Annotated in this window: 28 protein-coding genes and 1 pseudogene; 16 read left to right on the top strand and 13 right to left on the bottom strand. The window is 69.7% G+C overall.

From position 1 onward, the window contains the following. Both C8K38_RS03890 and C8K38_RS03885 read right to left on the bottom strand, forming a co-directional pair. A pseudogene (locus C8K38_RS03890) lies at nucleotides 1-231 on the bottom strand (HNH endonuclease); the annotation flags it as partial. 54 nt (nucleotides 232-285) lie between these two features. Next, a complete protein-coding gene (locus tag C8K38_RS03885; RefSeq protein WP_097210316.1) occupies nucleotides 286-633 on the bottom strand; it encodes a DoxX family protein in 348 nt (115 codons plus the stop codon). Between the two features lie 91 nt (nucleotides 634-724). Between C8K38_RS03885 and C8K38_RS03880 the strand changes: the two genes are divergently transcribed. The 4 genes from C8K38_RS03880 to C8K38_RS03865 all read left to right on the top strand — a co-directional run bounded on the left by C8K38_RS03880 (nucleotide 725) and on the right by C8K38_RS03865 (nucleotide 4,370). Then, entirely contained in the window at nucleotides 725-1,183 is a 459-nt protein-coding gene (locus tag C8K38_RS03880; protein ID WP_097210315.1) for a MarR family winged helix-turn-helix transcriptional regulator, read from the top strand. Nucleotides 1,184-1,187: 4 nt separating this feature from the next. Next, nucleotides 1,188-2,348, top strand: a complete 1,161-nt coding sequence (gene menE, locus C8K38_RS03875; protein ID WP_097210314.1) for an o-succinylbenzoate--CoA ligase — start codon at nucleotides 1,188-1,190, stop codon at nucleotides 2,346-2,348. Nucleotides 2,349-2,541: 193 nt separating this feature from the next. Next, nucleotides 2,542-3,540: an ATP-binding cassette domain-containing protein gene (locus C8K38_RS03870; protein WP_097210313.1), complete on the top strand. Its 999-nt coding sequence runs from the start codon at nucleotides 2,542-2,544 to the stop codon at nucleotides 3,538-3,540. Then, nucleotides 3,537-4,370 (top strand): ABC transporter permease, encoded by an 834-nt coding sequence (locus C8K38_RS03865; RefSeq protein ID WP_077040709.1) that lies wholly within the window; start codon nucleotides 3,537-3,539, stop codon nucleotides 4,368-4,370. Before C8K38_RS03870 ends, C8K38_RS03865 begins: the two co-directional genes overlap by 4 nt. A 63-nt stretch (nucleotides 4,371-4,433) precedes the next feature. On the opposite strand, the gene C8K38_RS03860 is transcribed toward C8K38_RS03865, so the two are convergent. After that, entirely contained in the window at nucleotides 4,434-4,925 is a 492-nt protein-coding gene (locus C8K38_RS03860; protein ID WP_097210312.1) for a MarR family winged helix-turn-helix transcriptional regulator, read from the bottom strand. A 183-nt stretch (nucleotides 4,926-5,108) separates the two neighbouring features. Between C8K38_RS03860 and C8K38_RS03855 the strand changes: the two genes are divergently transcribed. Next, on the top strand, nucleotides 5,109-6,557 hold the full coding sequence (locus C8K38_RS03855; protein ID WP_097210311.1) for an MFS transporter: 1,449 nt from the start codon (nucleotides 5,109-5,111) through the stop codon (nucleotides 6,555-6,557). 39 nt (nucleotides 6,558-6,596) lie between these two features. Here the strand turns inward: C8K38_RS03855 and C8K38_RS03850 are convergent, their stop codons facing one another. Next, complete coding sequence (locus C8K38_RS03850) at nucleotides 6,597-9,890, bottom strand: BTAD domain-containing putative transcriptional regulator (protein ID WP_257017053.1); 3,294 nt, start codon at nucleotides 9,888-9,890, stop codon at nucleotides 6,597-6,599. 122 nt (nucleotides 9,891-10,012) lie between these two features. On the opposite strand from C8K38_RS03850, the gene C8K38_RS03845 reads away from it, so the two are divergent. Next, nucleotides 10,013-10,882, top strand: coding sequence for a 1,4-dihydroxy-2-naphthoate polyprenyltransferase (locus C8K38_RS03845; protein WP_097210310.1), 870 nt, complete (start codon nucleotides 10,013-10,015; stop codon nucleotides 10,880-10,882). 77 nt (nucleotides 10,883-10,959) lie between these two features. Here the strand turns inward: C8K38_RS03845 and C8K38_RS03840 are convergent, their stop codons facing one another. Beyond that, nucleotides 10,960-11,343, bottom strand: a complete 384-nt coding sequence (locus tag C8K38_RS03840; protein WP_097210309.1) for a phage holin family protein — start codon at nucleotides 11,341-11,343, stop codon at nucleotides 10,960-10,962. Nucleotides 11,344-11,410: 67 nt separating this feature from the next. On the opposite strand from C8K38_RS03840, the gene C8K38_RS03835 reads away from it, so the two are divergent. Beyond that, complete coding sequence (locus C8K38_RS03835) at nucleotides 11,411-11,956, top strand: GNAT family N-acetyltransferase (RefSeq protein WP_097210308.1); 546 nt, start codon at nucleotides 11,411-11,413, stop codon at nucleotides 11,954-11,956. A 72-nt stretch (nucleotides 11,957-12,028) separates the two neighbouring features. After that, entirely contained in the window at nucleotides 12,029-12,334 is a 306-nt protein-coding gene (locus C8K38_RS03830; RefSeq protein ID WP_097210307.1) for a hypothetical protein, read from the top strand. Between the two features lie 25 nt (nucleotides 12,335-12,359). Here C8K38_RS03830 and C8K38_RS03825 read toward each other — a convergent pair whose 3' ends face one another. Next, nucleotides 12,360-12,935 (bottom strand): Clp protease N-terminal domain-containing protein, encoded by a 576-nt coding sequence (locus C8K38_RS03825; protein WP_097210306.1) that lies wholly within the window; start codon nucleotides 12,933-12,935, stop codon nucleotides 12,360-12,362. Nucleotides 12,936-12,939: 4 nt separating this feature from the next. Continuing rightward, nucleotides 12,940-13,155 carry a hypothetical protein gene (locus C8K38_RS03820; RefSeq protein ID WP_027500706.1) on the bottom strand — a complete coding sequence of 72 codons (216 nt, stop codon included), beginning with the start codon at nucleotides 13,153-13,155 and terminating at the stop codon, nucleotides 12,940-12,942. 115 nt (nucleotides 13,156-13,270) lie between these two features. Here C8K38_RS03820 and C8K38_RS03815 point away from each other — a divergent pair, with 115 nt between their 5' ends. Further along, nucleotides 13,271-13,573: a hypothetical protein gene (locus C8K38_RS03815; RefSeq protein ID WP_097210305.1), complete on the top strand. Its 303-nt coding sequence runs from the start codon at nucleotides 13,271-13,273 to the stop codon at nucleotides 13,571-13,573. A 27-nt stretch (nucleotides 13,574-13,600) separates the two neighbouring features. On the opposite strand, the gene C8K38_RS03810 is transcribed toward C8K38_RS03815, so the two are convergent. After that, a complete protein-coding gene (locus C8K38_RS03810; protein ID WP_097210304.1) occupies nucleotides 13,601-14,077 on the bottom strand; it encodes a hypothetical protein in 477 nt (158 codons plus the stop codon). Between the two features lie 183 nt (nucleotides 14,078-14,260). On the opposite strand from C8K38_RS03810, the gene C8K38_RS03805 reads away from it, so the two are divergent. Both C8K38_RS03805 and C8K38_RS03800 read left to right on the top strand, forming a co-directional pair. After that, complete coding sequence (locus C8K38_RS03805) at nucleotides 14,261-14,734, top strand: cupin domain-containing protein (protein ID WP_097210303.1); 474 nt, start codon at nucleotides 14,261-14,263, stop codon at nucleotides 14,732-14,734. 144 nt (nucleotides 14,735-14,878) lie between these two features. After that, complete coding sequence (locus tag C8K38_RS03800; protein WP_097210302.1) at nucleotides 14,879-16,768, top strand: ABC transporter ATP-binding protein; 1,890 nt, start codon at nucleotides 14,879-14,881, stop codon at nucleotides 16,766-16,768. Nucleotides 16,769-16,834: 66 nt separating this feature from the next. Here C8K38_RS03800 and C8K38_RS03795 read toward each other — a convergent pair whose 3' ends face one another. Beyond that, nucleotides 16,835-18,496, bottom strand: coding sequence for a 2-isopropylmalate synthase (locus C8K38_RS03795; protein ID WP_179800452.1), 1,662 nt, complete (start codon nucleotides 18,494-18,496; stop codon nucleotides 16,835-16,837). A gap of 196 nt (nucleotides 18,497-18,692) precedes the next feature. Here C8K38_RS03795 and C8K38_RS03790 point away from each other — a divergent pair, with 196 nt between their 5' ends. Continuing rightward, complete coding sequence (locus C8K38_RS03790; RefSeq protein ID WP_097210300.1) at nucleotides 18,693-19,388, top strand: FadR/GntR family transcriptional regulator; 696 nt, start codon at nucleotides 18,693-18,695, stop codon at nucleotides 19,386-19,388. Nucleotides 19,389-19,421: 33 nt separating this feature from the next. Here the strand turns inward: C8K38_RS03790 and C8K38_RS03785 are convergent, their stop codons facing one another. Both C8K38_RS03785 and C8K38_RS03780 read right to left on the bottom strand, forming a co-directional pair. Next, nucleotides 19,422-20,507, bottom strand: coding sequence for a PLP-dependent cysteine synthase family protein (locus tag C8K38_RS03785; RefSeq protein WP_097210367.1), 1,086 nt, complete (start codon nucleotides 20,505-20,507; stop codon nucleotides 19,422-19,424). Between the two features lie 8 nt (nucleotides 20,508-20,515). After that, nucleotides 20,516-20,854 carry a DUF4229 domain-containing protein gene (locus C8K38_RS03780; RefSeq protein WP_077040696.1) on the bottom strand — a complete coding sequence of 113 codons (339 nt, stop codon included), beginning with the start codon at nucleotides 20,852-20,854 and terminating at the stop codon, nucleotides 20,516-20,518. Between the two features lie 162 nt (nucleotides 20,855-21,016). Between C8K38_RS03780 and C8K38_RS03775 the strand changes: the two genes are divergently transcribed. Next, complete coding sequence (locus C8K38_RS03775; RefSeq protein ID WP_077040695.1) at nucleotides 21,017-21,229, top strand: BldC family transcriptional regulator; 213 nt, start codon at nucleotides 21,017-21,019, stop codon at nucleotides 21,227-21,229. Nucleotides 21,230-21,248: 19 nt separating this feature from the next. Here C8K38_RS03775 and ligD read toward each other — a convergent pair whose 3' ends face one another. Continuing rightward, entirely contained in the window at nucleotides 21,249-22,223 is a 975-nt protein-coding gene (gene ligD / locus C8K38_RS03770) for a non-homologous end-joining DNA ligase (protein WP_097210299.1), read from the bottom strand. A gap of 143 nt (nucleotides 22,224-22,366) precedes the next feature. On the opposite strand from ligD, the gene C8K38_RS03765 reads away from it, so the two are divergent. From C8K38_RS03765 to C8K38_RS03755, 3 genes are all read left to right on the top strand, one after another. Continuing rightward, nucleotides 22,367-22,849, top strand: coding sequence for a Zn-ribbon domain-containing OB-fold protein (locus C8K38_RS03765; protein ID WP_097210298.1), 483 nt, complete (start codon nucleotides 22,367-22,369; stop codon nucleotides 22,847-22,849). Then, entirely contained in the window at nucleotides 22,846-24,051 is a 1,206-nt protein-coding gene (locus C8K38_RS03760; RefSeq protein ID WP_097210297.1) for a lipid-transfer protein, read from the top strand. The genes C8K38_RS03765 and C8K38_RS03760 overlap by 4 nt, the downstream gene beginning before the upstream one ends. Before the next feature lie 136 nt (nucleotides 24,052-24,187). Further along, nucleotides 24,188-24,391, top strand: a complete 204-nt coding sequence (locus C8K38_RS03755; protein WP_077040692.1) for a hypothetical protein — start codon at nucleotides 24,188-24,190, stop codon at nucleotides 24,389-24,391. A gap of 45 nt (nucleotides 24,392-24,436) precedes the next feature. On the opposite strand, the gene C8K38_RS03750 is transcribed toward C8K38_RS03755, so the two are convergent. Beyond that, a complete protein-coding gene (locus tag C8K38_RS03750; RefSeq protein WP_097210296.1) occupies nucleotides 24,437-26,086 on the bottom strand; it encodes an NTF2-like N-terminal transpeptidase domain-containing protein in 1,650 nt (549 codons plus the stop codon). Nucleotides 26,087-26,152 lie beyond the last annotated feature (66 nt).

The raw sequence follows: 26,152 nt of genomic DNA, 5'->3' as shown, positions 1-26,152 counted from the left end.
CTTGTGACCGAGCTTGCCGGGCAGCGAACGTTCGGCCGTTTCGACGATCAGGTTGTGGCCGACCGCCGAGGCCCGGCGCAGCGTTTTCTCCAACCGGCGCATGGTGTCGGTCAGCTCGGCGTCGGAGAGCCCGGTCAAATCGCTGTCGCACAGTCCCTCGATGGCATCGGCGATCGTGGACAGGTGTTCCTGCACTTGTCCCGAAGCCCCGACCTTGTCGATCGAACTCATGTTCGAAATTCTACCGCCGGGGTCCGACACACTCCCCGGGCCGAGGATCACACCTCACGCAGAGGTAATACGGAGCACCACCGCGACGACTGCCGCCAGCCCGAGCACGACCGCGGGCGCGATCGCATAGTCGTGGGCTCGCACGTGTGCGACGACGGCGCCGAGGAAGTACAGGGCGACACCGATCGCCGCCGCTACGCCGATCACCGGCACCACGAGCCCGATCAGCAACCCGGCGGCACCCGCAGCCTTGGCGAGGGCGAGACGCGGCAGCCACGCATCGGGAACGCCGAGTTCCGCGAAGCCCCCGACCAGCTTCTCGTTGCGGGTGAAGGTGAGAAACGCCGAGGTACTCAGGGCCAGGGCGAGGACCACAGCGATGACGGCATAGGCGATGAACATGAGCGACCTCCAATTGTTTACCTGACAAGATCGTTGAAGCGTAACAATGATTGACGAGGCTCCAAAATGGAGGTCCTGATACGGTGACTGAATGGCTGCAGAACGGGTCGACGGCGCCCCCACCGACCGCCTCGGGTTCATCCTCGCCTGGCGCGGCGAGGCCACCAGCGCCCGGATTCGCGGTGCCCTCGGGGTAACCGGACTGCACCCGCGCCACGCGATGACCCTGATGCACCTCGGCACCGGCCCGGTGAGCCAGCGAGCGCTCGCCGACATGCTCGAGGTCGACCCCAGCCAACTCGTCGCGATCCTCAACGAACTGGAGAGCGACGGCCTGGCCGAGCGGCGCCGCGATCCGGCCGACCGGCGGCGACATATCGTGGAGATCACCGAGGCAGGCACGGCGGCGCTCCGGAAGGTCGACTCCGCACTGAACGAGGCCGAACGCGAACTGTTTGCCGCCTTCTCCGAGCGCGACCTCGCGTCACTGAGGACCATGCTCGACCGGGTCGACGTGGCGTCCGTGCAGCACGAGTGCTCGGAAGACTGAGACGGTGACCGGCACGCTCGAGGTCCTACCCGTCCGATCCGGCCCGGCCACCCGAGAGACACTCCCCCAGCTCGAACGCGCGCTCGCGGGCGACGGCCCGGCGCTGCTCCCCGTGCCCGCCGACGACGACCGCGAGATCCGGCGCCTGACCGATGCCCTGCACCCGGGTGAGCCGATCGACGGATCAACCGCTCTGGTCGTCGCGACATCGGGGACCACCGGGACCCCCAAGGGCGCTCTGCTCACCGCCGCCGCGCTGCGCGCCAGCGGCGAGGCCACCCACGCCCGCCTCGGCGGTCCCGGGTCGTGGTTGCTGGCGCTCCCCGCACACCACATCGCGGGGATCCAGGTGCTGCTGCGCAGCCTGCTCGCCGGCACCGAGCCAGTAATAGTCGACGTCGCAACGGGTTTCGACCCCACCCTGCTGCCGGGCGCGATCGCGGCGATGACCGGACCGCGCCGCTACACCTCGCTGGTGCCGACCCAGTTGATCAAGGCGCTCGAGCACCCGGCGGCGACGGCCGCGCTGGCCGAGCTCGACGCGGTACTGCTCGGGGGTGCCGCGACCCCGGCGCCGGTGCTCGAACGGGCACGCACCGCGGGCATCAACGTCGTCCGTACCTACGGAATGAGCGAGACCTGCGGCGGCTGCGTGTACGACGGGGTACCGCTCGACGGGGTACTGGTGCGGATCGAGAACTCCCGCGTGCTGTTGGGTGGACCGGTGCTGGCCTCGGGGTACCGCGGACTGCCCGACCATCCGGCGTTCGCGGAACCGGGATGGTTCCGCACCGACGACGCGGGCCTGTTGTCGGACGGCGTGCTCTCGATCACGGGCCGGCTGGACGAGGCGATCTCGACGGGCGGGCTGACGGTCGTCCCGCAGGTGGTGGAGGCGGCATTGTCCGCCCATCCCGCGGTTGCCGAATGCGCGGTGTTCGGGGTTCCCGACGCGCGGCTCGGCCAGCGCGTGGTGGCGGCGGTCGTGCCTGCCGCGGGCACCGCGCCCACCCTCGTGGATCTGCGCGCCCACGTGGAGCGGACCGTGGACTCGACCGCGGCACCCCGCGAACTGCACCTGATGCCGGCGCTGCCGCTACGCGGACCCGGCAAGGTGGACCGCCGGGCACTGGCCGAGCAGTTCACCGGCCCCGCGACGGTATAGCGCTCTCACTCGGCGCGCTCCGATCCCGTCGAGGACTGCTCGCACCAGCTCGTCGACCAGGGTTGAGTCACCGGCCTTGCACCGCGACAGCAACGACTGTCGCGCCCCGGCAGTCCCCGCATGCGCGACGCAAGGCCCGTGCAAGGGCGGCCCCGCACTGTTGTGTCATTCGAATTCCACGAAAGGACACCGCATGAACCTCTCGGTTCCCCCCGCCATCGAAGCGGTTGGGTTGGTCAAACGATTCGGAGACGCCACGGCCGTCGACGGCGTCAGCCTCACCGTCCCGACCGGTTCCGTCTACGGCGTGCTCGGACCCAACGGCGCAGGCAAGACCACCACCGTCCGGATGCTCGCCACCCTGCTGCGACCCGACGGCGGGCAGGCCCGGGTCTTCGGCCACGACGTGGTGCGCGAACCCACCGCCGTCCGCTCCCTGGTGGGGGTCACCGGCCAGTACGCCTCCGTCGACGAGGACCTCACCGCCACCGAGAACCTGATGATCTTCTCCAGGCTGCTCGGACTCTCCCGATCGGACGCCCGCCGCAAGTCCGCCGAACTGCTGGAGGAGTTCGACCTCGTCGAGGCCGCAACCAAGCCACTGAAGAACTTCTCCGGCGGCATGCGCAGGCGTCTCGACCTGGCCGCCAGCCTGATCGCGCACCCGCCGCTGCTGTTCCTCGACGAGCCCACCACCGGCCTCGACCCGCGCACCCGCGCCCAGATGTGGGAGACCATCCGCCGGCTCGTCGCGGAGGGCTCCACCGTCCTGCTCACCACGCAGTACCTCGACGAGGCCGACCAACTGGCCGACCGGATCGCGGTCATCGACCGCGGCAAGGTCATCGCCGACGGCACCGCCGACGAACTCAAGGCCTCGGTCGGGATGTCCGCGCTGCAACTCAAGCTCGTCGACAAGACGCGCGTCGAGCAGACCCGATCGCTGCTCGCCGAATCGCTCGGCGTCGAGGTCGCGATCACCCCGGAGGCGGGCAGGCTCACCGCCCCGCTGACCGACCCGTCGGTCACCCCCGAACTGCTGATCAGGCTGCGCGAGCACGGGATCGCGGTCGACGAGATCACGGTCAGCAAGCCCAGCCTCGACGAGGTCTTCCTCACCATCACCGGCCACGGAACCGACGAATCCGATTCCGCCGCAGCCGAGTCCGACACCGAACGGAGCGTCGCATGACCACCGCCACCCTCGCGCCCGACACCAGGAGCACCCATCCCGGACCGCCGCCCGCGGCTCGGTCGATCAGCCTGAGCGAGACCGTCGCACAGTCGATCACCATGGCCCACCGTGGCCTGATCAAGCTCAAGCACAATCCCGAGCAGCTGTTCGACGTGGTGATCCAGCCGCTGATCTTCACGGTGATGTTCACCTACATCTTCGGCGGCGCCATCTCCGGCGACGTCAAGTCCTACCTGCCGATCATCATTCCAGGCATCCTCGTGCAGACCGTCATCACGGCCTCGATCGTCACCGGCACCCAACTGCGCGAGGACATGGACAAGGGTGTGTTCGACCGGTTCAAATCCCTTCCCATCGCCCGCATCTCACCGCTCGCGGGCGCGCTGCTCTCGGACATGGTCCGCTACTTCATCGCCACCACCATCACCTTCGCCATGGGCCTGGCGATGGGCTACCGACCGGGCGGCGGCGTGATCGGCGTCGTCACGGCCGGACTGCTGGTGATGGTGTGCGCCTTCGCCATCAGCTGGATCTTCGCACTGATGGGCGTGCTGATGAACAAGGCCTCGTCGGTGCAGGGCATCTCGATGCTCATCCTGTTCCCGCTGACCTTCATGTCCAACGCGTTCGTGCCCTCCCACACCATGCCCGGCTGGATGCAGGCCTTCGTGAACGTGAACCCGGTCTCGCACCTGGTGACCGCGGTGCGCGATCTGGCCAACGACGGCCACTTCGGCATCCAGGTCGTATGGGCCCTGCTCGGTGCCGCGATCATCGTCGCGGTGATGGCACCGCTGACCGTCCGGACCTACATGCGCAAGACCTAGCCGCGGCGGTCGCCGCTCGAGAGATCCGTATCCCGTTCGGGGTACGGATCTTTCGTGTCGCGGCTACTCCGAATCGCTCGCCTCGGCGGTTCCCGAGCTCCCTGGGCGCGGCCACGGCCGCCCGGCCAGTCGCTCGATGTCGGTGTTGAACCGCTTGAGCCACCCGGCGAACGCCTCGACGTCCTCCGGAGCCCAGTCGGCCATCACGCTCCCCAGCGCCCGGACGTTGTAGGACCGTTCCGCCTCGAGGCGGCGCTCCCCCTCGGCGGTGATGGCGAATTTGCGGGCCATGCCGCCGTCGGGGTCCGGGATGCGTTCGACGAGTCCGGAATTCAGCATGGCGGAGGTCTGGCGGTGCAGGGTCGAGGTATTGAGCCCGAAGGCATCGCTGAGCTCCCCGATGGACATCGGTCCGCCCATGCTGATCCTGCTGAGCAGCGTGTAGGCGCTGCGGTCGAGCTGATATTCGTCGCGCCGGGGCCGCGGGTTGTGCAGATTGAGATGCCGCCCGAGCAGCATCGTCTCGAACTCAATCAAGTGCGTGGGCTTGTCCATGCGGCCTTCCGTCGATCCCCGTGTCGCCCGCCGGTCCGGGCTTCCAGAGCGGGAGTCGCCTCGGTTGCACGATACCCATCGCATGCACGGTGCAGGGGATTTGCATAATGCAATTGATATGTATTGTGCATACTCTGTGCATCGAGCACATCCAGTGCTTTCGCGAAGTCGAGGAGATGGTCCGTGTCAGGTCCGAGCCCCACCGTCAACCCGAATGGCCTGGTCGGGGTGCTTGCCTTCACCGGCATCGTCGCCGCGCTCATGCAGACACTGGTCGTCCCCCTGATCGGGGACCTGCCGCGCCTGCTCGACACCACCGCGTCCAACGCATCCTGGGTGATCACCGCGACACTGCTGGCGGGCGCGGTCGCGACCCCGGTCACCGGACGACTCGGAGACCTGTACGGCAAGCGCCGCATGCTGCTGGTCTGCTCGGTACCGCTGATCGCCGGCTCGATGCTCTGCGCGGTGGCGTCGTCGGTACTGCCGATGATCGCCGGACGGGCCCTACAGGGCATCGGGATGGGCATGATCCCGCTGGGCATCAGCGCCCTGCGGGACCTGGTGCCGCCCGCGCGCCTGAACTCCTCGATCGCCCTGATGAGCGCGTCCATGGGAATCGGTGGCGCGGTGGGCCTGCCGCTCGCCGCGGCCGTTGCCGAGGGCACCAGCTGGCGCGTGCTGTTCTGGGGTGCCACCGCGTTGAGTGTCCTGGTCGCCGTGGCGATCTGGCGGTTCGTGCCGGGCACACCGGTGCTGGGCGCGGGCGGCCGCTTCGACCTGCTCGGCGCACTCGGGCTCGGCGTCGGCCTGGTGTGCCTGCTCACCGCTGTCTCCAAGGGCGCCATCTGGGGCTGGACCAGCGGCACCACCATCGGCCTCTTCGTCGCCGCCGTCCTGGTGCTGCTCGCCTGGGGCTGGTGGGAGCTGCGCACCGTGGATCCGCTGGTCGACCTTCGGGTGACCGCTCGGCGGCAGGTGCTGCTGACCAATATCGTCGGCGTCGTGATCGGCTTCGCGATGTACGCGCAGTCGCTGATCATCCCGCAGTTGCTGCAGCTGCCCGAGTCCACCGGGTTCGGCCTGGGTCAGTCGATGCTGGCGATGGGCCTGTGGATGGCGCCCGGCGGCCTGGTGATGATGCTGGTCGCCGCCCTCGGTGCCCGGCTCTCCACTGCGCGCGGACCGAAGATCACCCTGCTGGCGGGCAGCCTGGTCATCGCCACGGGCTACGGGTCCTCGATGCTGCTGATGGGCTCGACCTGGGGCCTACTGATTGTGGTCTGCATCTGCAGCGCAGGCATCGGCCTCGCCTACGGGGCGATGCCCGCGCTGATCATGGGTGCGGTACCGCTGTCCGAGACCGCATCCGCCAACAGTTTCAACACCCTGATGCGCTCCCTCGGCACCTCGATGGCCGCGGCCGTCGTCGGCGTGGTGCTCGCCCAGATGAGCGTCCAGGTCGGGGATTACACCCTGCCCACCGAGAACGGGTTCCGGACCGGACTGCTGATCGGCTGCGGGGTCGCCCTCGTCGCCGCCGCCGTCACCGTGGCCATCCCCGCACGCCGCGCGAGCACCCCGGTGCCGAGCCCCACCGCCGCCGAACCACACGAGCTGTCGAAGGCCTGATAATCATCGGCTGCCCGCGCCCAGGCGCGGGCAGCCGATTCACAGTGGCGTTCTCTCCCCATCCGTACGGTCACGCAGCGCCACCAGGATCTCGTCACGCGCGACCCTCCGCGGCATCCGCTCGACCCGTGCCAGTTCCGCGTCCACCCGTTCCACGCCGAGCGCCTCGCGTGCCACGCCCAGGTGTCGCGACGACTGCATCGACGGAAAGTCCTGTCGGGCGGCGACCCTGGTCGACAGGGCGATCATCCGCAACCCGCCCGCGGGGTCCCGCCCGGTCGCGATGTCGAAGCTGCCCACCGCACACGCAACCCCGCCGGTCTGCGGAAGATCCGGGTAGCCGTCCGGCCCGAGATGTGTCATGACCATCCCCGCGTAGGTGTCGACCAGGTCCGCGATCTCGTCGCCGCGACCCGCCAGCGCGTGCGCGGCCACCGTCGCCGCCAGCAGCATGAAGCCGAACGGATCCGGGGTCACCCCCGTGTTCTCCCAGCCGACCAACTCCAGCGCGTGCCGGTACCCGCGCAGCCCCGCATCCACCGAGCCCTCGGCCAGGTCCACCTCCGCCATCGCCGCCGCGATCGCGCCCGCGCTCTGCCTGGCATCGCCAAGGCCGAACGTCGACCGGTCCCCCGCAATGGACAGTTCCACCTGCTCAACGGCCGACCCGCCCGCCACCAGTTCCCGTCGGGCCTCCTCGACACGGCCGGCACCGACCAGCGCGGCCCCGATATAGCTGCGCAGCGTGGTGCTCTCCTCGTACGCGTGCAGGTCCCAGAGCAGTTCGGCGGCCCGCCGGTAGTACCCGACCGCCTCCCCGTATCGCGCGGACTGCCCGGCGAGGCTGCCGAGGTGCTGCAGCACCATCGCCAGGCCCCAGACGTCTCCGCCTGCCTCCGCGATTTCCCTGGCCGCCATGGCGTCGGACCAGGAGCCGTACAGGTCGCCGCTGTTCTCCCGCAGGTTGGCCCGGGCCATGTAGGCCGAAGACCGTGCCGACGGGTTCTCGGACCGGATCGCACGAGCGAGCTTGCGGGCCAGACCCTTTCCCGATACGGGCATGGTCACCAGCGCGGCGTTCATCCGTACCGCCTCGTCGATGTCCGTCCGAGAGGCCAGGATCGCCCGGAGCCGCAGCCGGGTCACGGCCAGCGCCCTGCTGACACCGACGAACGCGGTGTGACCGACGATGACCAGGTAGGTCAGCGCCAGGCAGTTCCCCGACAGCGACTCCGGGCTGTACCGCCTGGGGTCGATCTCGAGGACCCGGGGCGCGAGTGCGATCACCTCGGAATGGGCCCCGCGGAAGGACCACGTGACACCCAGCACCGGGAACACGGTCAACGCGCCCACCCCGTCGCCGACGGACAGCGTGTGGCGCAGCACGGCGAGCAGGTTGTCGTGCTCGGCCTCGATCCGGAGGGCGGTGGCGACCTGATCGCCATCGAGGAAGTCCCGCACCGCATCCAGACAGAACGATTGTGCCCAGGCGACTGTGCGGGCAGCGACCTCGTCCGACTCGTCCGCGCCGGCCAACTCCCCGTCGCCGAATTCCCGCACCGTCTCGAGCATGTGGTAGCGCAGCGCCGAGGAATCCGCCCCCTCGACGACCGAGAGCATCGACTGGTTCACCAAACCGTCGAGGGCATCGGCGATATCGGACACCTCGCCCCACTGCGCCACCTCGACGGCCGCGGCGAGGGTGAAACCCGCAGGGAACCTGCACAATCGGCGCAGCGCAGCCTGCTGATCCGCTTCGAGCAGATTCCAACTCCACTCGATCACCGCCCGCAGGGTGCGGTGTCGCTCCGGCGAGGTCCGGTCACCGGAGCGCAGCAGCGCGAACCTGTCGTCGAGCCTGGCGTTGATCTCCGCGACGCTCATCGTGCGGACCCGGGCGGCAGCCAGCTCGATGGCGAGCGGTAGACCATCGAGCGTCCGGCACAGCCGCGCGACCTCCACCGGATCGAGCCGAGCCGCCGGACGCACGGCCAGCGCACGAGCCCGAAACAGATCCGTTGCGGGCGAACCGGACTCGTCGATCAGCAGGGGCGGCAACGGGTACACCGCCTCGGCGGTGATCGCCATCGGGGCCCGGCTGGTGGCCAGCACGGTCAGGTTCACGCTTGCCGCCACCAGGTCGGCCACCACCTCCGCGACATCGTCGATCAGGTGCTCGCAGTTGTCCAGGATCAACAGCGTCGGCCGGGCCGACAACGCCTCCCGGAGCCGGTCGCGAGCGTCGTAGATGCGAGCCCTGTTCAACGCGGTGCCGGGGGTGAGTTCGGCCTCACTGAGCCCGAGCGTGCCGCTGATCGCCGTGACCACGTCCTCGCCGCTGCGCAGCGACGCGAGCTCGACGAGGGCGACCGGAACCCGCTCCGCGGCCCGCGAGCCGAGCGCGTGCGCGACTCGGGTCTTTCCGGTTCCACCGGGACCGAGCACGGTCACCACCCGGGAGGTCGTCAGCAGGTCCTCGATCACGTCCAGGTCCGCCTGGCGTCCCAGCAGCGCGTTCGGCGCCGCGCGCAGGCCGACCGCCATCAGGGCAGGCCGGGGCGCGGCGCGGGCGGGCTCCGGCGCCGAGTCCGCCGGGAGCGCACGTACCGGCAGTTCCCCGCTCAGCACAGCGGCATTGAGCCGCACCAGTCGCGGCGACGGGTCGGTGCCGAGTCGGTCCGCGAGCCGGCGGCGGAGTCCGGCGAACACCTCCAGCGCGTCGTTCGCGCGGCCGAGTCCGTTCAGCACCACCATCAGCTGTTCGTGCGCGCGCTCGTCGAGCGGGGCGCGCGCTGCCATCTTCTCGGCCAGCGGCAGCGCCTCACCCAGTTCACCTCCCTCGATGAGGGCGACGACCTCCACCGCATCCAACGCGGCCAGTCGCGCCTGACCCTCGTCGACCAGCTCCCGCGCCAGCTCGCCTGCCGGCAGGTCCGCGCCGGGTTCGCCGCGCCACAGCGCCTTGGCCCGGCGGATCGTGTCGATGGCCCCGCGCGGGTCACCCTCGGAGATCAGCTGCTGCGCCTGTTGCTCCCACATCCGCGCGAGCGTGAGGTCGACCTGCGCACGGGTGAGGTCGAGCCGATACCCGGCGGGCCCCATCTCGATCGCACCCTCGGGCAGTGCCCCACGCAACCGCGAGATCTGGGTGTGCAGCGCATTGATCGGCGAACGCGGCGGCGTGTCTCCCCACACGTCCTCGATCAGGGCCTGGGCACTGCGGCTGCGGCCGGGCCTGCAGGCCAACGCCACCAGCAGGCTGCGCGCCCGTGCCCCCGGCAACGGCACCAGCTCACCGCCTCGGCGCGTCGAGATATCACCCAAAAGGGACACGACAATCAGTGGCCGGGGATCAGCGGTCACTGCGGAGTCGCTCGTATCGGGTTGCACCGGCGACAATGCTAATCGGAGCGGCGGTCCGCATGCGGAATGTGGGTAGGTGCAAGGATCGCTTCATGGCTTCTGTCTCGCAGTGGATCGAGGGTGCCCGACCGCGCACCCTGCCGAACGCGATTGCCCCGGTGCTGGTCGGTACCGGCGCCGCGGCCTCCCTGGGCGGCGCGGTGTGGTGGAAGGCCGTGCTGGCCCTGGTGGTCTCGGTGGCGCTCATCGTCGGGGTGAACTACGCCAATGACTACTCCGACGGAATCCGCGGCACCGATGACGTCCGGGTCGGGCCGCTGCGGCTGGTCGGCTCGAAGCTCGCCTCGCCCGCCGCCGTGAAGCGGGCGGCCTTCGCCTGTTTCGCGCTCGCCGGGGTGGTCGGGGTGGTGCTCGCCCTGACGTCCGCCTGGTGGTTGATCCTGGCCGGTGCGCTGTGCATCGCCGGCGCCTGGTACTACACCGGAGGCAGGAATCCGTACGGGTACAGCGGTTTCGGCGAGGTCGCGGTGTTCGTCTTCTTCGGACTGATCGCCGTGCTGGGCACCCAGTTCGTCCAGGCGGAGCGGATCGACTGGGCGGGCGCGGTCTCGGCCGTCGCGGTCGGGTCGTTCTCGAGCGCGGTGCTGGTGGCGAACAACCTGCGCGACATCCCGACCGACACCGAGTCCGGCAAGCGCACCCTCGCGGTGCGGCTCGGCGACCGGGGCACCCGCACCCTGCATCTGGCACTGCTGGTGGTGCCGTTCGTGGTGACCCTGGTCCTGGTGGCCCGCACCCCGTGGGCGCTGGTCGGATTGGTCGCACTTCCGTTGGCGGTCAAGGCCAATGCCCCCGTGCGTTCCGGCGGACAGGGCCTGGCCCTGATCCCGGCGCTGGCCGGAACCGGGCTGGCGATGCTGGTGTGGGGCGCGACGACCGCGCTTGCACTCGGCCTTGGCTGAGCTGAGCCGAGCGGCGCGCCAGAGCGCCGAACAGACGCACGGCGCCGCCCCGCCGTAGCCGACGCTGACCGGCTGCCTCAGCGTTTCGCCGAGGGCACCACCGCGGTGAGCACGAAGTTCACGATCGAGATGATCAGGGCACCCCAGACCGCCGTCCAGAACCCGTCCACGGAGATACCGAACTCGGTCGTCTCGGTGATCCACGAGGTGAGCATGAGCATCAGCGCGTTGATCACCAGGGTGAACAGGCCGAGGGTGAGGATCAACAGGGGCAGCGACAGCAGCTGCACCAGCGGCTTGATGAAGGCATTGATGACGGTGAACACGAACGCGATGAACAGGATCACCAGGATGTCGTTGCCCGTCCCCCCGTCGGAGGTGGCGATGTCGATGCCGGTCACCCAGGAGGAGGCCAGCCAGATCGCGATCGCGTTGATCGCCAGACGAATCAGCAAAGTCATGCGTGCATGCTGGCACACCGGAGAGAAGCAGGCGGCGCGGCGGCGGCCCAGCGGCTAGAAAGGACGGGTGATCCGTTCGGCCACCGCCACAGACCTCGTCCGCCTGCCCGCCATCGAGATCGCCGCGGGCGTGCCGTTCCGCTCGGTCGGGATGGATGCGGTGGCCGACGACGCCCCGCCCACGGTGAGCGAGTTGGCCGAGTATCAGCGCGCGGGCCGGGCCTGGGTCGCGACGACGGACGACGACAGCCCGATCGGTTACGCGCTCGCCCTGGTGGTCGACGGCGCCGCCCACATCGAGCAGGTGTCCGTCGACCCCGCCCACGCCGGGCGTCGACTGGGGGCGGCGCTGATCGACGAGGTCGAGCGCTGGGCCGCCGAGAGACGCCTCCCCTGGCTGACCCTCACGACGTTCACCGAGGTGCCCTGGAATGCCCCGTACTACGAGCGGCTGGGGTTCCGGGTGGTGCCCGCCGACGAGCTGACGTCCGGGCTGAGGTCCATCCGCGAGCACGAGGCGGAACACGGCCTCGACGCCTGGCCGCGGGTGACCATGCGGCGCATCGTGGGATCGACACTTCCCCCGCAACCGAACCGGCGCGATACTGACTGAGGGAGGGCCCCGGCCGGGTTCGAGCACGCGGACGACCCGGGCGGCGCAACGCCGGGGGCACGAGGAGCCATCATGAGCGTGGTCGTCATCCTGCACTTCGACGTCGCGGATGTATCCGCGGCCAAGCAGTCACTCGCCGACAACGCCGCCTTGCTCGACGAGATCGGCGGCGACGCCAAAGGCCACGGTGCCCGACATCACCGGTTCGCGGCGAACTCGGGCGGACTGGTCGCGGTCGACGAGTGGGACAGCGCGGAGGGCTTCCAGAAATTCTTCGACGGTAACGACAAGGTCGCACGGGTCACGGCGGCGGCGGGCGTCCAGGGCCCACCGACGATCGAGGTCCTGGAACCGGTCGAGGCGGCGGGCACCTTCTGACCGAGCGGGCCGCCCCCCCAAGGCCCTAGGCCGCGCGGTCGAGCAGTTCGAGAATCTTCCCGCGCAGTTCGTCCGGGTCGACCTGCGCAGCCATCACGTCGCGGGCGCCCGCGTCGTCGCCGCGGAGAAGGCCGAGCAGGATGTGTTCGGCACCGATGTGATCGTCCTTGCGTGCCAGCGCTTCACGGAGCGAGAGCTCGAGGGCCTTCTTCGATGCCGCCGCGAACGGGGTGTGCCCGCCGACCAGCCGGCCGAACCAGCCGCGCCGCTCGCCCGGTTCCGCACGATCGAGGGCGTTCTCACCGAAGCCCGCCTCGAGGCTCTCCCGCACCGCATCGAGATCGATGCCGATCGACCTGAGCGCCTCGGCGTCCTCCGCGCCGAGCGCCTGGCCGCCCCGAGCCTCGGCTGCCGCGGCACGCGTCGCCTCGAGGGTGAGTCCGGCATCGTCGAGCGTGCGCCCCAGCGGGGTGCCTACCGCTGCCGCGACCACGCCGAGCAGCAGGTGCTCGGTGCCGATCTGCGGGGCCTTGAGCGCCTTGGCCTCCGCCTGCGCCCCGATCACCGCGGTGCGCGCCTCGGTCGTGAACCGTTCGAACATCCCGCTACCTGCCCTTCCTGTTGTGTTTCTGGTGAACTGCCTGCCTGCTGACCTCGAGCGAGTCGGCGATGGCCTGCCAGGACCAGCCCTGCCTGCGGGCGTTCTGGACCTGGATCGTCTCCAGTCGTTCGAGCAGCCTGCGCAGCGCGAGCACCGCCCGCAGGCCCACCTTGGGGTCGGGGCTGCCCGCCGCGGCCGCCAGATCCGTTGCTTCGGTCATGTTTGTCAATTTAAATTGACATCTCGAACCTGTCAAGCGGGGTTGACACGAAGGGCCGCGACCGGACAGCGGCTACCTTGGTGATGAGTTGACGTCGACCCGAGGAGCATCACCGATGGCATTGCCCAAGACCGCCGTATCCGCGCTCGCCGCAGGAGGACTCGTCGGCGGTTTCGCCGTCGCCCAGCAGACCGGCAACCGCCCGCTCGGCGGCGCCGTGCTGGCCGCGGTCGGCGCAGTGTGCACCACCAGCTGGGTGCAGGGATCGGGACCCGCACGGGGTGCCGCGCTGCTCGCCACCTACCTCGGCGCGTTCGGCGCCTCACATCCGCTGGCGAAGAAGATCGGCGCGTGGCCGTCGGTGGGAGCGGTGGCGGCGGGCACCGCCCTCGCCTCTCAGCTGATCAGCAAGAGCTAGGTCGGGCTCAGCCCGCCTGTCGCCCGCTCAGAAGAGCGACTTCGGCTTGATGTGCGCGACGATGGCGTGGATGGTTCCGTCCGGTACCTCGAAGGTCTCGGTGATCTCGACGGTCATCAGGCGCAGATCGCCGACGCCCGCGTCCAGCAGGTACGTGGTGGTGACGACGTCGCCGGACTCGGACATCCGCAGGTCCCTGATGCCCCGGATTACCCGGTACTGCGGGCCGTGCTCGAGGTCCCTGGCCATCTGCGGGCCGTTGAAGCCGGTCTTGAGCCCGGCCTCGACCCGGGTCGCGTCGGGGGCAAACTTCACGGCGGACGCATCGTGCGAGATCAGCGCATCGATGTAGGCCCTGGCCACCGCCTCGCGCTCGGTATCGACCCGCGCCGGGTCGGCCGATACGGCCGGGCCGGCGGTCGCGGGTCCGGCCGCGATCACCGCGACTGCCACCGCAGTGGCGATTCCGGCGGCCGACAGGGCGAGAATTCGACGAGTGCGCATGCGCGAATCCTAGCTAGAACCTGTTCCAGATGCGACGAGTTCCGGCCGCACGCCAGACGATCGACCCGACCGTTCCGTCGCGGAATCGGCCGGACTGCGGGACGATCGACACAGGCGAGAGCCGTGCCGCGGGCAATCCCGCCCCGCCACCGCCCCGGTTCTCCGAACCGAACGGATCCGGACATGACTGCCGTGACCAAGTTCGCCCGACTGGCCGTACCCGCCGCCCTCGCCACACTGTGCGCGGTGAGTGTCAGCGCGCCCGCACTGGCCACGCCGCCGTCGGGCGTGACCGCGGAGGATCTCGCCGAGCTCGAACTCAACCCGTCGTTGCTCCCCCCTCCGCCGCCAGGGCACCCGCCGGTCCCCGGCGAGGTGGAGGGCACCCTGCGCCGGATCGTGATCGCCCCCGGCGGCAGCACGGGATGGCACCACCACAACGGCCACGTCCAGGGGATCGTCGCCGCGGGCACGCTGACCCGCGTGTTCGCCGACTGCTCCCGCCAGGTCTCCCCCGCCGGCTCGTGGGTCACCGAGGACCCCGGCGGGGACCACGTCGGACTGAACCTGGGAACCGAGCCGGTGGTCCTGCTCGTGACGTATCTGCTCCCCGACGACGAACCCTTCGCCGAGGACGCGCCCGCGCACTGCCCATGAGGACCATCGAGCGGTGACCGGCACACCGGGCTTGACCTCAAGTTCACTCGAGGTTCTACGGTCGGTGCAGACGGGCGGGCAATCCGGGTATGTCGGACCCCCTCCGTAGCGTTGCACCGGTCACACCAACCCGAGAGGTCCACCATGAGCATGGAATCCGTCGCGTGGAGCTCGATGTACCGCATGATGAACTCCCACGACGAGAAGCGGCCGTTCTCGATGGCGACGGTCCGTCGAATCCTCGGCTTCGCCAAGCCACACCACCGCAAGCTCGCAAAGTTCCTGCTGATCAGCGTCGTGACGGCCGCCCTCGCCGTCGCCACGCCCGTGCTGGCGGGACGCGTGGTCGACGGCATCGTCAACGGCTCCGACGCAAGCGTCGTGATCAGACTCGCGGTGTTGATCGCGCTGATCGCGATCGTCGAGGCGGGCCTCGCGCTGTACAACCGCTTCCTGTCCGCGAGCATCGGCGAGGGCCTGATCCTCGACCTGCGCACCGCGGTCTTCGACCACGTGCAGAAGATGCCGATCGCGTTCTTCACCCGCACCAGGACCGGGGCGCTGGTCAGCCGCCTCAACAACGACGTCATCGGCGCCCAGCGGGCGTTCAGCGACACCCTCTCCGGGGTCGTCGCAAACCTGGTCACCCTCACCCTGACACTCGTCGTGATGCTCAGCATCTCCTGGCAGATCACCGTGCTCTCGCTGCTGCTGCTGCCGGTCTTCGTGTTGCCCGCCCGCCGGATCGGATCCCGGATGGCGCACCTGCAGCGCGAGGCGGCGAACCACAACGCGACCATGAGCACGCAGATGACGGAGCGGTTCTCCGCTCCCGGCGCGACGCTGGTCAAGCTGTTCGGCCGTCCCGCCGAGGAGTCCGCCGAGTTCGCCACCCGCGCAGGACGGGTGCGCGACATCGGGGTGCGCACCGCGATGGTGCAGTCCGCCTTCGTCACCGCGCTGACCCTCGTCTCCGCCCTGGCCCTCGCGCTGGTCTACGGGCTCGGCGGCTTCTACGCACTCAAGGGTCAGCTCGACGCGGGTTCGGTTGTGGCCCTTGCGCTGCTGCTGACCAGGCTGTACGCACCGCTGACCGCCCTCGCGAGCGCACGGGTCGAGGTGATGAGCGCGCTGGTCAGCTTCGAGCGGGTCTTCGAGGTGCTCGACCTCGAGCCGCTGATAGCCGAGAAGCCGAACCCGGTTCCGGTGCCGGACGGACCGGTGTCGGTGGAGTTCGACAAGGTGCGCTTCGCGTACCCGTCCGCGGACAAGGTGTCGCTGGCCTCGCTCGAGGAGGTCGCGCAGCTCGACAACCGCGGCGGTGTCGAGGTCCTGCACGAGCTGTCGTTCCGCGTGGAGCCCGGCCAGATGGTCGCGCTGGTCGGCTCGTCCGGCGCGGGCAAGTCGACCATCGCGCAACTCGTGCCCCGGCTCTACGACGCCGACTCCGGCGCCGTCCGGCTGTCGGGGGTGGACGTGCGGGACCTGTCCGCGGCGTCGATCCGCGGCGCGGTCGGGATGGTCACCCAGGACGGGCACCTGTTCCACGAGTCGATCCGGGCGAATCTGCTCCTGGCCCGGCCGGGAGCGACCGAGGAGGAGCTGTGGGAGGTGCTCGGTCGGGCCCGCCTGACCGAACTGATCGCGGCCCTGCCCGACGGACTGGACACCGTCGTCGGTGAGCGGGGATACCGCCTCTCGGGCGGCGAGCGTCAGCGACTGACCATCGCCCGCCTGCTGCTCGCGCACCCGCGGGTGGTGATCCTCGACGAGGCCACCGCACACCTGGACTCCACCTCGGAGGCCGCGGTGCAGGCTGCACTCGGCGAGGCACTGGCCGGCCGGACCTCGGTGGTGATCGCGCACCGACTGTCCACGATCCGGGCCGCGGACCAGATCCTGGTCATCGAGGAAGGCCGGGTCCTCGAGCGCGGCACCCACAACGAGCTGCTCGCCGCCGGCGGACGGTACGAGGAGCTGTACCGCACCCAGTTCGCGGACACCGACGCCGACGCGAAGGTCACCGCGAGCTGAGAGTCCGGGCAGGCCGCGGTCGACGATCGCGGCCTGCCCGGTCACGGCGCTCGGATCGGGCCGGACCTATCCGGTCGCGGTGACCGCGGCCAGCACCGACTCGAGCGCCGACGCGGTGACCGAGGAGTCCAGCCCGACGCCCCACCGTGTGGTCCCGTCGATTCGGCACTGCGCGAACGTGATCGCCCGGCCGTCGCCGCCCTCGCCCACCGACTGCGCCGCCAGGCTCAGCACCTCCACCTCCCACCCGCGCTCGGACAGGATCCTGGTCAGCGCATCGACGGGTCCGCTCGCAGTCGCAGCCCCCACGACGGGTGCGCCGCCCACCGCGGCCTCGATCCGCAGCTCATCACCGGCCTCCCGGTGCTCGACCGTCCACCGCGCGAGCTCACCGCGGTTCCCGTACTCGGCGAGCAGCAGGTCCCACAGCTGCTGCGCGGTCACCTCGACCCCACTGTCGTCGGCGGTGCGCTGCACCCGACGCGCGAAGTCGATCTGCAGACCCCTTGGCAGGTCGATGCCGTACCCGCTCTGCAACAGGTACGCGATGCCACCCTTGCCGGACTGGCTGTTCACCCGGATCACGGCCTCGTAGTCGCGGCCGACGTCGCGGGGGTCGATCGGCAGATAGGGCACGTCCCATGACGCCCGGTCCGGATCCGTCCCCGCAGCCCGTGCCGCGGCGTGATGGTGGGCGAAGCCCTTCTTGATCGCGTCCTGATGAGTGCCCGAGAACGCGGTGTACACCAGGTCGCCGCCGTAGGGATGGCGCTCGTGCACGTCGATCCTGTTGCAGTGCTCCACCGTTCGGCGCACCGCGTCGAGGTCGGAGAAGTCGATCATCGGGTCGACGCCCTGGGCGTGCAGGTTCAGGCCCAGCGTCACCAGGTCCACGTTCCCGGTCCGCTCGCCGTTGCCGAACAGGCAGCCCTCCACCCGCTGCGCGCCCGCCAGCACCGCCAGTTCCGCGGCCGCGACGCCGGTGCCGCGATCGTTGTGCGGGTGCACCGAGAGGATCACCGAGTCCCGCCTGGCCAGGTGTCGGTGCATGTACTCGATCTGATCCGCATAGACGTTCGGGGTGGCGATCTCCACCGTCGCGGGCAAGTTGTGGATCACCGGCCGGTCCGGGTCGGCGTCCCACAGTTCGGTGAGGCTGTTGCACACCTCGAGGACGAAGTCCGGCTCGGTCAGGTTGAACACCTCGGGCGAGAACTCGAAGCGCGTGCCGGTCGCGGTGTCGCCACACCGGGCCACGTCCTGCGCCGCGTCGAAGATCAAGCGGTGTAGCTCATCTCGATCGCGTCCGAGCACGACCGACCGCCAGGTCGGCGCTGTCGCGGTGTACATGTGCAGCACCACGTTCGGCAACCCGCGCACCGATTCGAAGGTTCGCTCGATCAGGTCGGTGCGGGCGGCGGTGAACACCACGATGGTCACGTCGTCGGGCACCAGCCCGAGCGTCGCGAGGTCGCGGACGAAATCGAAGTCGGTCTGGCTGGCGGAGGGGTAGCCGACCTCGATCTCCTTGTAGCCCATGGCGATCAGTTGCTCGAAGAAGCGGCGCTTGCGCGCCGGGTCCATCGGCTCGGCCAGCGCCTGATTGCCGTCGCGCAGGTCGACGGGCACCCAGAGAGGCGCGATGGTGGTCCGGTTCGATGGCCACGTGCGTTCGGTCAGCGGCACCGGCACCCGGTCGATGTACGGCCGGTAGCGGTGCGAGGGCATCGGGGACGGGGCTTGGGGGTTCCAGTTCACGGTGGGTCTCCTGTGCGGATCGAGATCGATCGACCGGCACGGCCGAACCCCGCGGCGGGGAGCCGGTCCGGTCAGACCCCGCCGCGGCGTCCGAGGAGCAGTCCGCGAATGGCCACGTCGGCTAAGCTAGACGAAACCAACTTGTCTGACAACCTGAGGAGTTTGTGTGGTCGCAGCGCCCCTTCGAAATCTGCTCGCCGACCAGACCGCCGAGCTGCTGCTGGCGCGACTGAGCGCGGGCGAATGGGCGGTCGGCGCCAAACTGCCGGGCGAGACCACCCTCGCAGCCGAACTCGGCGTCGGCCGATCCACCGTCCGTGAGGCGCTCCGGATGCTCTCCGGACAGGGATTGCTGCGGTCGCGGCAGGGCGCGGGCGTGTTCGTCGAGCGCACCGAACCGGTGCCCGCCGACGGCTGGGACGGCGTGCTCCGCGCCGAGGCCATCGCCGCGGTCGTCGAGGTACGCAACGCGATCGAGGTGGAGGCCGCCCGATTGGCCGCGCAGCGCGCCACCGCGCGGGACGTGACGGCGATGCGGCGTGCACTCGGGCTGCGCTCGGCCGCCGTGACGTCGGACCATCACGCCTTCGTCGAGGCCGACATCGCGGTCCACCGCGCGGTGGTCGCGGCTGCACACAACCGGGTTCTCAGCGAACTGTTCGAAACCTTCGTGCCACGGCTGACCGAGGCGCTGGTCGAGATGATCGAGCTGTTGGACCTCCGCGAGACGGACCAGGAACCGAACTCGGACGAGCACCTCGCCCTGGTGGAGGCGATCGCGGCGGGCGACGAGGAGGCCGCCGTCCGGGTCAGCCGCGCGCACCTCGGCGCGATGCTCGCGGCGGTCCGGACGCCCCGCTGACGGCGGCGATCGGCACCACCCGGCGAGGGGGCGTCAGGCGGACCAGCGCCCGGTGGCCGCGAAGGCCTCCAGCACCGCGGTCGGCTCGGTCAGGTCCATCCCCTCGCCGCGCACCCACTCGTCGTTGAAGTACGTTCCCGCGTACCGTTCCCCGCCGTCGCAGAGCAGGGTCACCACGCTGCCCGTGCGGCCGGCGGCCAGCATCTCCGCGATCACGCCGAACGCGCCCCACACGTTGGTCCCGGTGGACCCGCCGACCCGTCGGCCGAGGACCTCGCTCACGTGCCGGGCGGCCGCGATCGACCCCGCGTCCGGCACCGGCACCATCCGGTCCACGACCTGCCCGACGAACGAGGGCTCGACCCGCGGCCTGCCGATGCCCTCGATCCGCGACGGCATCCCGGTCTCGTAGGCGGCGGACGCGGTCTCATAACCACCGATGAACGCGGAGTTCTCTGGATCGACCACCAGCAGCCGGGTGGCGTGCCTGCGGTACCGGATGTATCGCCCGATGGTGGCGCTGGTGCCGCCGGTGCCCGCACCGACCACGACCCAGTCCGGGATCGGGTGCTGCTCGAGCGTCATCTGCTGGAAGATCGACTCGGCGATGTTGTTGTTCCCGCGCCAGTCGGTGGCCCGCTCCGCGTGGGTGAACTGGTCCATGTAGTGGCCGTTGCACTGGGACGCGAGCCTGCTCGCCTCCGCGTAGATCTCCGAGGGGCGATCGATGAAGTGGCAGCTGCCGCCCTGCGCCTCGATGAGCGCGATCTTCGCGGGGCTGGTGCTCCGCGGCATCACGGCGACGAAGTCCAGGCCGAGCAGCTTCGCGAAGTAGGCCTCGCTGACCGCGGTCGACCCCGACGACGCCTCGATCACCGTGGTGCCCTCGGTCACCCACCCGTTGCAGATGGCATACAGGAACAGCGACCGCGCGAGCCGATGCTTGAGGCTTCCGGTGATGTGGGTGGACTCATCCTTGAGATAGAGCTGGATGTTCCACTCGGCCGGCAGCGGATAGCGCAGCAGGTGGGTGTCCGCACTCCGCTGGGAATCGGCGTCGATCAGCCGAACCGCGTTGTCCACCCAGTCCCTGGGCGCGCTGTGGTCGACGACCCCCATCGCGGCGGTCACTTGCGGCCGTCTGCGTCACCGGATCCGTCGCCGCGCAGCTTGGCCCGCAGATCGTCGCGGTCCGCCCGGCGCTGGGCATCCACCGCGGAGATCTCCTCGTTGACCCGGGTACGCAGCTTGCCGAACAGCACGAGCGAGAGCGGCAGCGCGATGATCACCGCGAAGATCAGTGCCACCAGCAGCGGCACGTCCACGTTCAGCAGCGCACTGACCCCGAGGATGATCGCCGCGATCAGGACGACGAGACCCAGTCGGGCCACGGTGTACAGACCGAGGTCCCGCGCCAGCGAGCGTTTGGCGTTCGACGGGGCGGGGTTCTGCGAGGAATCAGTCACCCTCCCAGGTTACCGACCCGCCGATCACCGGCCCCGGGTGCCGGACTTATCCGATTTGCGAATTACCTCCGCTTTACCAAATCGGGATCGTTCGAGTACCCGGGGCACCGGGTGCCAGGATGTCCGCACGTTCGTACCGCACAAGCGCATGGAGGATTCTCGATGAGCGCCCCGTCGTTCCGCGCCGCCCAGGAATCGCTGCTGACCCCAGGTCAGGTTGCCGCCCTGTTCCACGTCGACCCGAAGACGGTCACCCGATGGGCTCACGCCGGACGCCTCGGCTCCCTGCGCACCCCCGGCGGTCACCGCCGATTCCGCGAGTCCGAGGTGATGGAGCTGCTGCAGTCGCTGACCACCGAGGCCACCACCCGCTGACAGAGCCCGGCCCGCCGCCTCACGTCCGCTCGGGTTCCGGCGGCACGGCCGCACCCTCGCGTGCATCGCGCTCGGCCCACTCGAGCAGCGGCGCTATGTCGAACGTCGCGTCGTCGATCCCCTTGTGCAGGTCGCCGAGCTCCGCGAATCGAGCGGGCATCGTGCCGATGGTGAAGTCCTCGGGCCGCGCATCGTCGACCTCGTCCCAGCGCAGCGGCGCCGACACCCGCGCGTCCGGGACACCGCGCACCGAGTACGCCGCGGCCATCGTGTGGTCGCGGGCGTTCTGGTTGTAGTCGACGAACAGCGCCGCCGGGTCCCGATCCTTGCGCCACCAGGCGGTGGTCACCTCCTCGGGCGCGCGCCGCTCGACCTCCCGCGCGAACGCAAGCGCCGCCAGCCGGACGTCGCCGAAATCGTGCTCCGGCGCGATCCGGACGTAGACGTGCAAGCCGCGCCCGCCGGACGTCTTCGGCCACCCGGTCGCGCCGATCTCGTCGAGCACCTCGTGGACGACGGCCGCGACGCGGCGCACCCGACCGAAGTCGCACTCCGGCATCGGATCCAGGTCGATCCGCCATTCGTCGGGCTTCTCGGTGTCACCGCGACGGCTGTTCCATGGATGGAACTCGACCGTACTCATCTGCACCGCCCAGGCAACGGCTGCCAGTTCGGTAACGCACAGCTCGTCGGCATACCTGTCATAGCGCGGGAAATGCAGGCGGACCGTCTCCAGCCAGGACGGCGCGCCGCGCGGGATCCGCTTCTGGTGCACCTTCTCCCCCGCCAATCCCTCGGGGAACCTGTGCAGCATGCACGGCCGCTCGTAGAGCGCGCGCACGATGCCGTCGCCTACGGACAGGTAGTACTCGACGAGGTCGAGCTTTGTCGCCCCGGTTGCGGGAAAATAGACGCGATCCGGGTTCGAGACACGCACCACCCGGCCGTCGACCTCGATCTCGACGGCCGGACTCCCGCCCTTGCCGGCAGCCATGGTTCACAACGTATCCGGATCCGACGCCCGCTGGGCGGGATCTCGCCCTCGACATCGCCGATCCCGTGCGATACTGCAACACGTTCTACTTCGGGACACCGGTCCCGACCGTCCGATCAGGCTCGACAGCAGATGAGGTTTGCATGAGCGACACCGCCACACAGGCCGCCGGCGACAGCGTCACACCAGCAGTAGCGGGCTGGTTCACCACCGGCCCGGCACCGGCCCTGATCGGCACCTCGTGCCAGTCGTGCGGCACGATCTCGTTCCCGCGGGAGACCACCTTCTGCAAGAACCCCGCCTGCTCGGGCGAGGAATTCGAGGACGTCGAGCTCTCCCGCCACGGCAAAGTGTGGTCGTACACCGACGCCCAGTACCAGCCGCCGGCCCCGTACATCCCGACCACCGACCCGTACGTGCCGTTCGCACTTGCCGCGGTCGAGCTGCCGGAGGGCCTCGTCGTGCTCGGACAGGTGGCCGACGGCTTCGGCGTCGACGACCTGAAGGTCGGCGACGACGTCGAGTTGGTCGTCGAACCCCTCTACACGGACGAGACCGGCGTGCGCACCATCTGGCGCTGGAAGCCGACCACCACCGACACGAACGCGAACGGAGCACAGGCATGAGCGGCGCAGGATCCAACAATGACGTCGCGATCCTCGGCGTCGGCATGCACCCCTGGGGCAAGTGGGGCCAGTCGTTCGTCAAGTACGGCGTCGCGGCGGCCCGTGCCGCCCTCGCCGACTCCGGCGTGAACTGGCAGGACGTCGACTTCATCGTCGGCGGCGAGACCGTCCGCAACGGCTACGGCGGATACGTCGCGGGCGCGACCTTCGCCCAGGCCCTCGGCTGGAACGGCGCCCGCGTCGCCACCTCGTATGCCGCGTGCGCCACCGGCGCCCAGGCCCTGGACACCGCCCGGGCGCGGATCCTCGCGGGCCTGAGCGAGGTCGCCCTTGTCGTCGGGGCCGACACCACCCCGAAGGGCTTCCTTGCCCCCGTCGCAGGCGAGCGCTGGGACGACCCGGACTGGCTGCGGTTCCGCTTGATGGGCATGACCAACCCGGCGTACTTCGCGCTCAATGCGCGCCGCCGCATCGACCTGTACGGCGCGACCGCGGAGGACTTCGCCGCGGTCAAGGTCAAGAACGCCAAGCACGGCCTGAACAACCCGAACGCCCGCTACCGCAAGGAGGTCACGGCGGCCGACGTGCTGGCCTCCCCCGTGGTGTCCAACCCCCTCCATCTGCTGGACATCTGCGCGACCTCCGACGGCGGCGCGGCGATCATCCTCACCTCGATGGAGTACGCCCGCAAGATGGGCATCGCGGAACCGGTTCGGATCAAGGCGATCTCGACCGTCACGCCGACGTTCCCGCAGACCATCATGGACATGCCGAACTTCTCCACCGACTCGGCCTCCGCGGTGCCCGCTCCTGAGCGGACCTTCAAGGAGTCGATCGGCTACGCGGCCTACGAGGAGGCAGGCATCTCGCCGGAGGACGTCGACGTCGCCGAGGTCTACGACCTGGCCACCTCGGTCGAGCTGGACTGGATCGAGGACCTCGCGCTGTGCAAGCGCGGCGAGGCCGAGCACCTGCTGCGCGCGGGCGAGACCACCATCGGCGGCCGGATCCCGGTCAACCCGTCCGGCGGCCTGGCCTGCTTCGGCGAGGCCGTGCCCGCCCAGGCGCTGGCGCAGGTCTGCGAGCTCACCTGGCAGCTGCGCGGGCAGGCGGAGGGCCGTCAGGTCGAGGGTGCCCGCATCGGCATCACGGCGAACCAGGGCCTGTTCGGCCACGGCTCCTCGGTGATCGTCTCGGCCTGACATCACACGCCTGTCACGAACGGGCGGTCATCGGAGCATCGGTCGACAGACCTGCCCGAAGACCGCCCGTTCGTGTGTTCAGACAATGGTGCCGCCGCGCCGTGACGCGGCTACGCTCGAATCAAGGAGGTGCGTCGTGATCTATCTGGTGACGCTGATAGCGCTGGTGATACTGGCGGTGCTGTTGTGGAAGGCCTTCGGCCCCGACACCTCCGCGCCGCCCGCGGGACGTGTTCTCGGTCCGGACGACGACCCGGAATTCCTGTGGCGGATGAACCGCCGGGCCCACCCCACCACGGGCGAGAACCCCGAGAGCGGCCCGGTCGACCCCAAGGAGTGAGCGGCACGCCAGGTGATCAGGACGGCGTGATCAGGACGGCGGCGATCAGGGAGTCGGCGGCTTCGCCATCTCCTTGAACAGCTTGCTCGTCATCTTCACGGCCTGGTCCGAGCCGTCCGCGTCCTTGACGAAGACCGCGAACGCCAGATCGCCCTTCGACCCGTAGAACCACCGGTCGTCCTCGAACGAGCCGGTCATCCCGATCAGGTCGCCGTGCTCGGCCAGCATCGAGGCGGGCCCGCGGTGCACGTTCTCCCACATCATCGTGCGCAGCCGGTCGTTCACCTCCCGTGGCATCGGTGCGGGCGACTCATCAGTAGTGGCCGGCTGACCTGCGGCGATCACCGGCACTGCGGTCGATCCGCGAGCGACCGAGGCCGCGACGAGGGTCATCCCGAGGGGGCTGACCTTCACCTGCTTGTCCGTGTCGGGTCCCGACTCCGTCCGCATGAGGTTGGCGCCCTTACCGTCGAGGTCGTCGGTCCGCTGTTCCAGGCCGGGCATCTTGTAGTCCATACCGAGGCCGAGCTGGCGGGCGGCGTGCTGGATGTCGGTGTTCTGCGCGGTCGCCGCGGCGCCGACGAGATCGAGGGCCGACCCGGCCGGGAACTGCCCGGTGAACGCCACCGGACCCATCTCCGCAGCCTGATTGTTCTGGGTGACCGCCAGCACCGCTCCGGTGGAGGGCTGCATCATCACGATGACGGCGGGCGTGCCGACGCTGACCACCGCCTCCTCTGCGGCCAGCTGCACCCGCGGGTCGAGGGTGGACCGGATGTCGGGCCCGGGCGGCCCCTGGAATCCGGTCTGCCGGATGAGCGTGCCGTCGGGGTCGACCGCGTGCACCGCCCAGCCCGCGGTCTCGTCTCGGTTGAGCTGCCAGACGTTGCGCATGGCATCGACCATCGGCCCGGACACCCGGCGGTCGTTGCTGATCAGCTTGAGTCTCTGATCGATAACGACGCCGGGAACGGCCCGCAGGTCGTCCTCGAGCACCGCGAAGTCGTCGTCGCGCAGGCTCACCGCGGTGATCCGCTGGCCCGGCGTCGCGGCCAGTTCCTGCATCAACGTGGGCCCGGTGATGAGCGGCGCGACCGGCTCGATGACCTTGGCCAGCCTGTTCGTGCTGAGCACCGGGTCGGGCATGGCGCCGGGGTCGAGGGTGACCGTGTTGATGCGCTGCTCGGTCATCATCAGGTTCCCTGCGATGTCGAATACCCGCGGGGGCGCGGCATCCGTACGGTCGTAGCGGAGGGTCCGGCCGTGCCCCAGCCCCGGCGCGAGGGTCTGCGGTTGCCACGAGACCCGCCAGCCGATGCTGAGCTTCCTGACGCGGCCATCGATGTTGTACTGCCAGTTCTTTCCGTCGCCGAAGCTCCAGTCCGCGGTCGCGTTGAAGATCCCGGCGTCGTCACCGAGCGGGATGTACTGGTTGACGTCGAACGTGGCCTTCTCGGCGTGCAGGCCGTCGAAGGCCTGGGTGATGGCCGCCTCGGCCGCCGCCGGGTACGAGGTCAACTCGGCTGCCTCGCCGATGTCGCCCTCGGTGAGGGCGGCGGCGAAGCGCTCGACCACGGATTCGGGGTCGGTCTTGGGCCCATCGAAGAACCCGCTCACCACCCCGACCGCAAGCGAGAGTGCCGTGGCCAAGGCAATGCCGTTCCACATCCGAAGCTTGTGCCGGACCGCGCGCATGTTCCGATCATCCGCCCGAAGACCGTTATCGCAGCGAACACGGGGTCACAAGTCCGCCACAGTTGG

Source organism: Rhodococcus sp. OK611 (assembly GCF_003050885.1).
Lineage (GTDB): Bacteria > Actinomycetota > Actinomycetes > Mycobacteriales > Mycobacteriaceae > Rhodococcus_G > Rhodococcus_G oryzae.
This window is presented reverse-complemented; position numbering and strand designations above follow the sequence as displayed.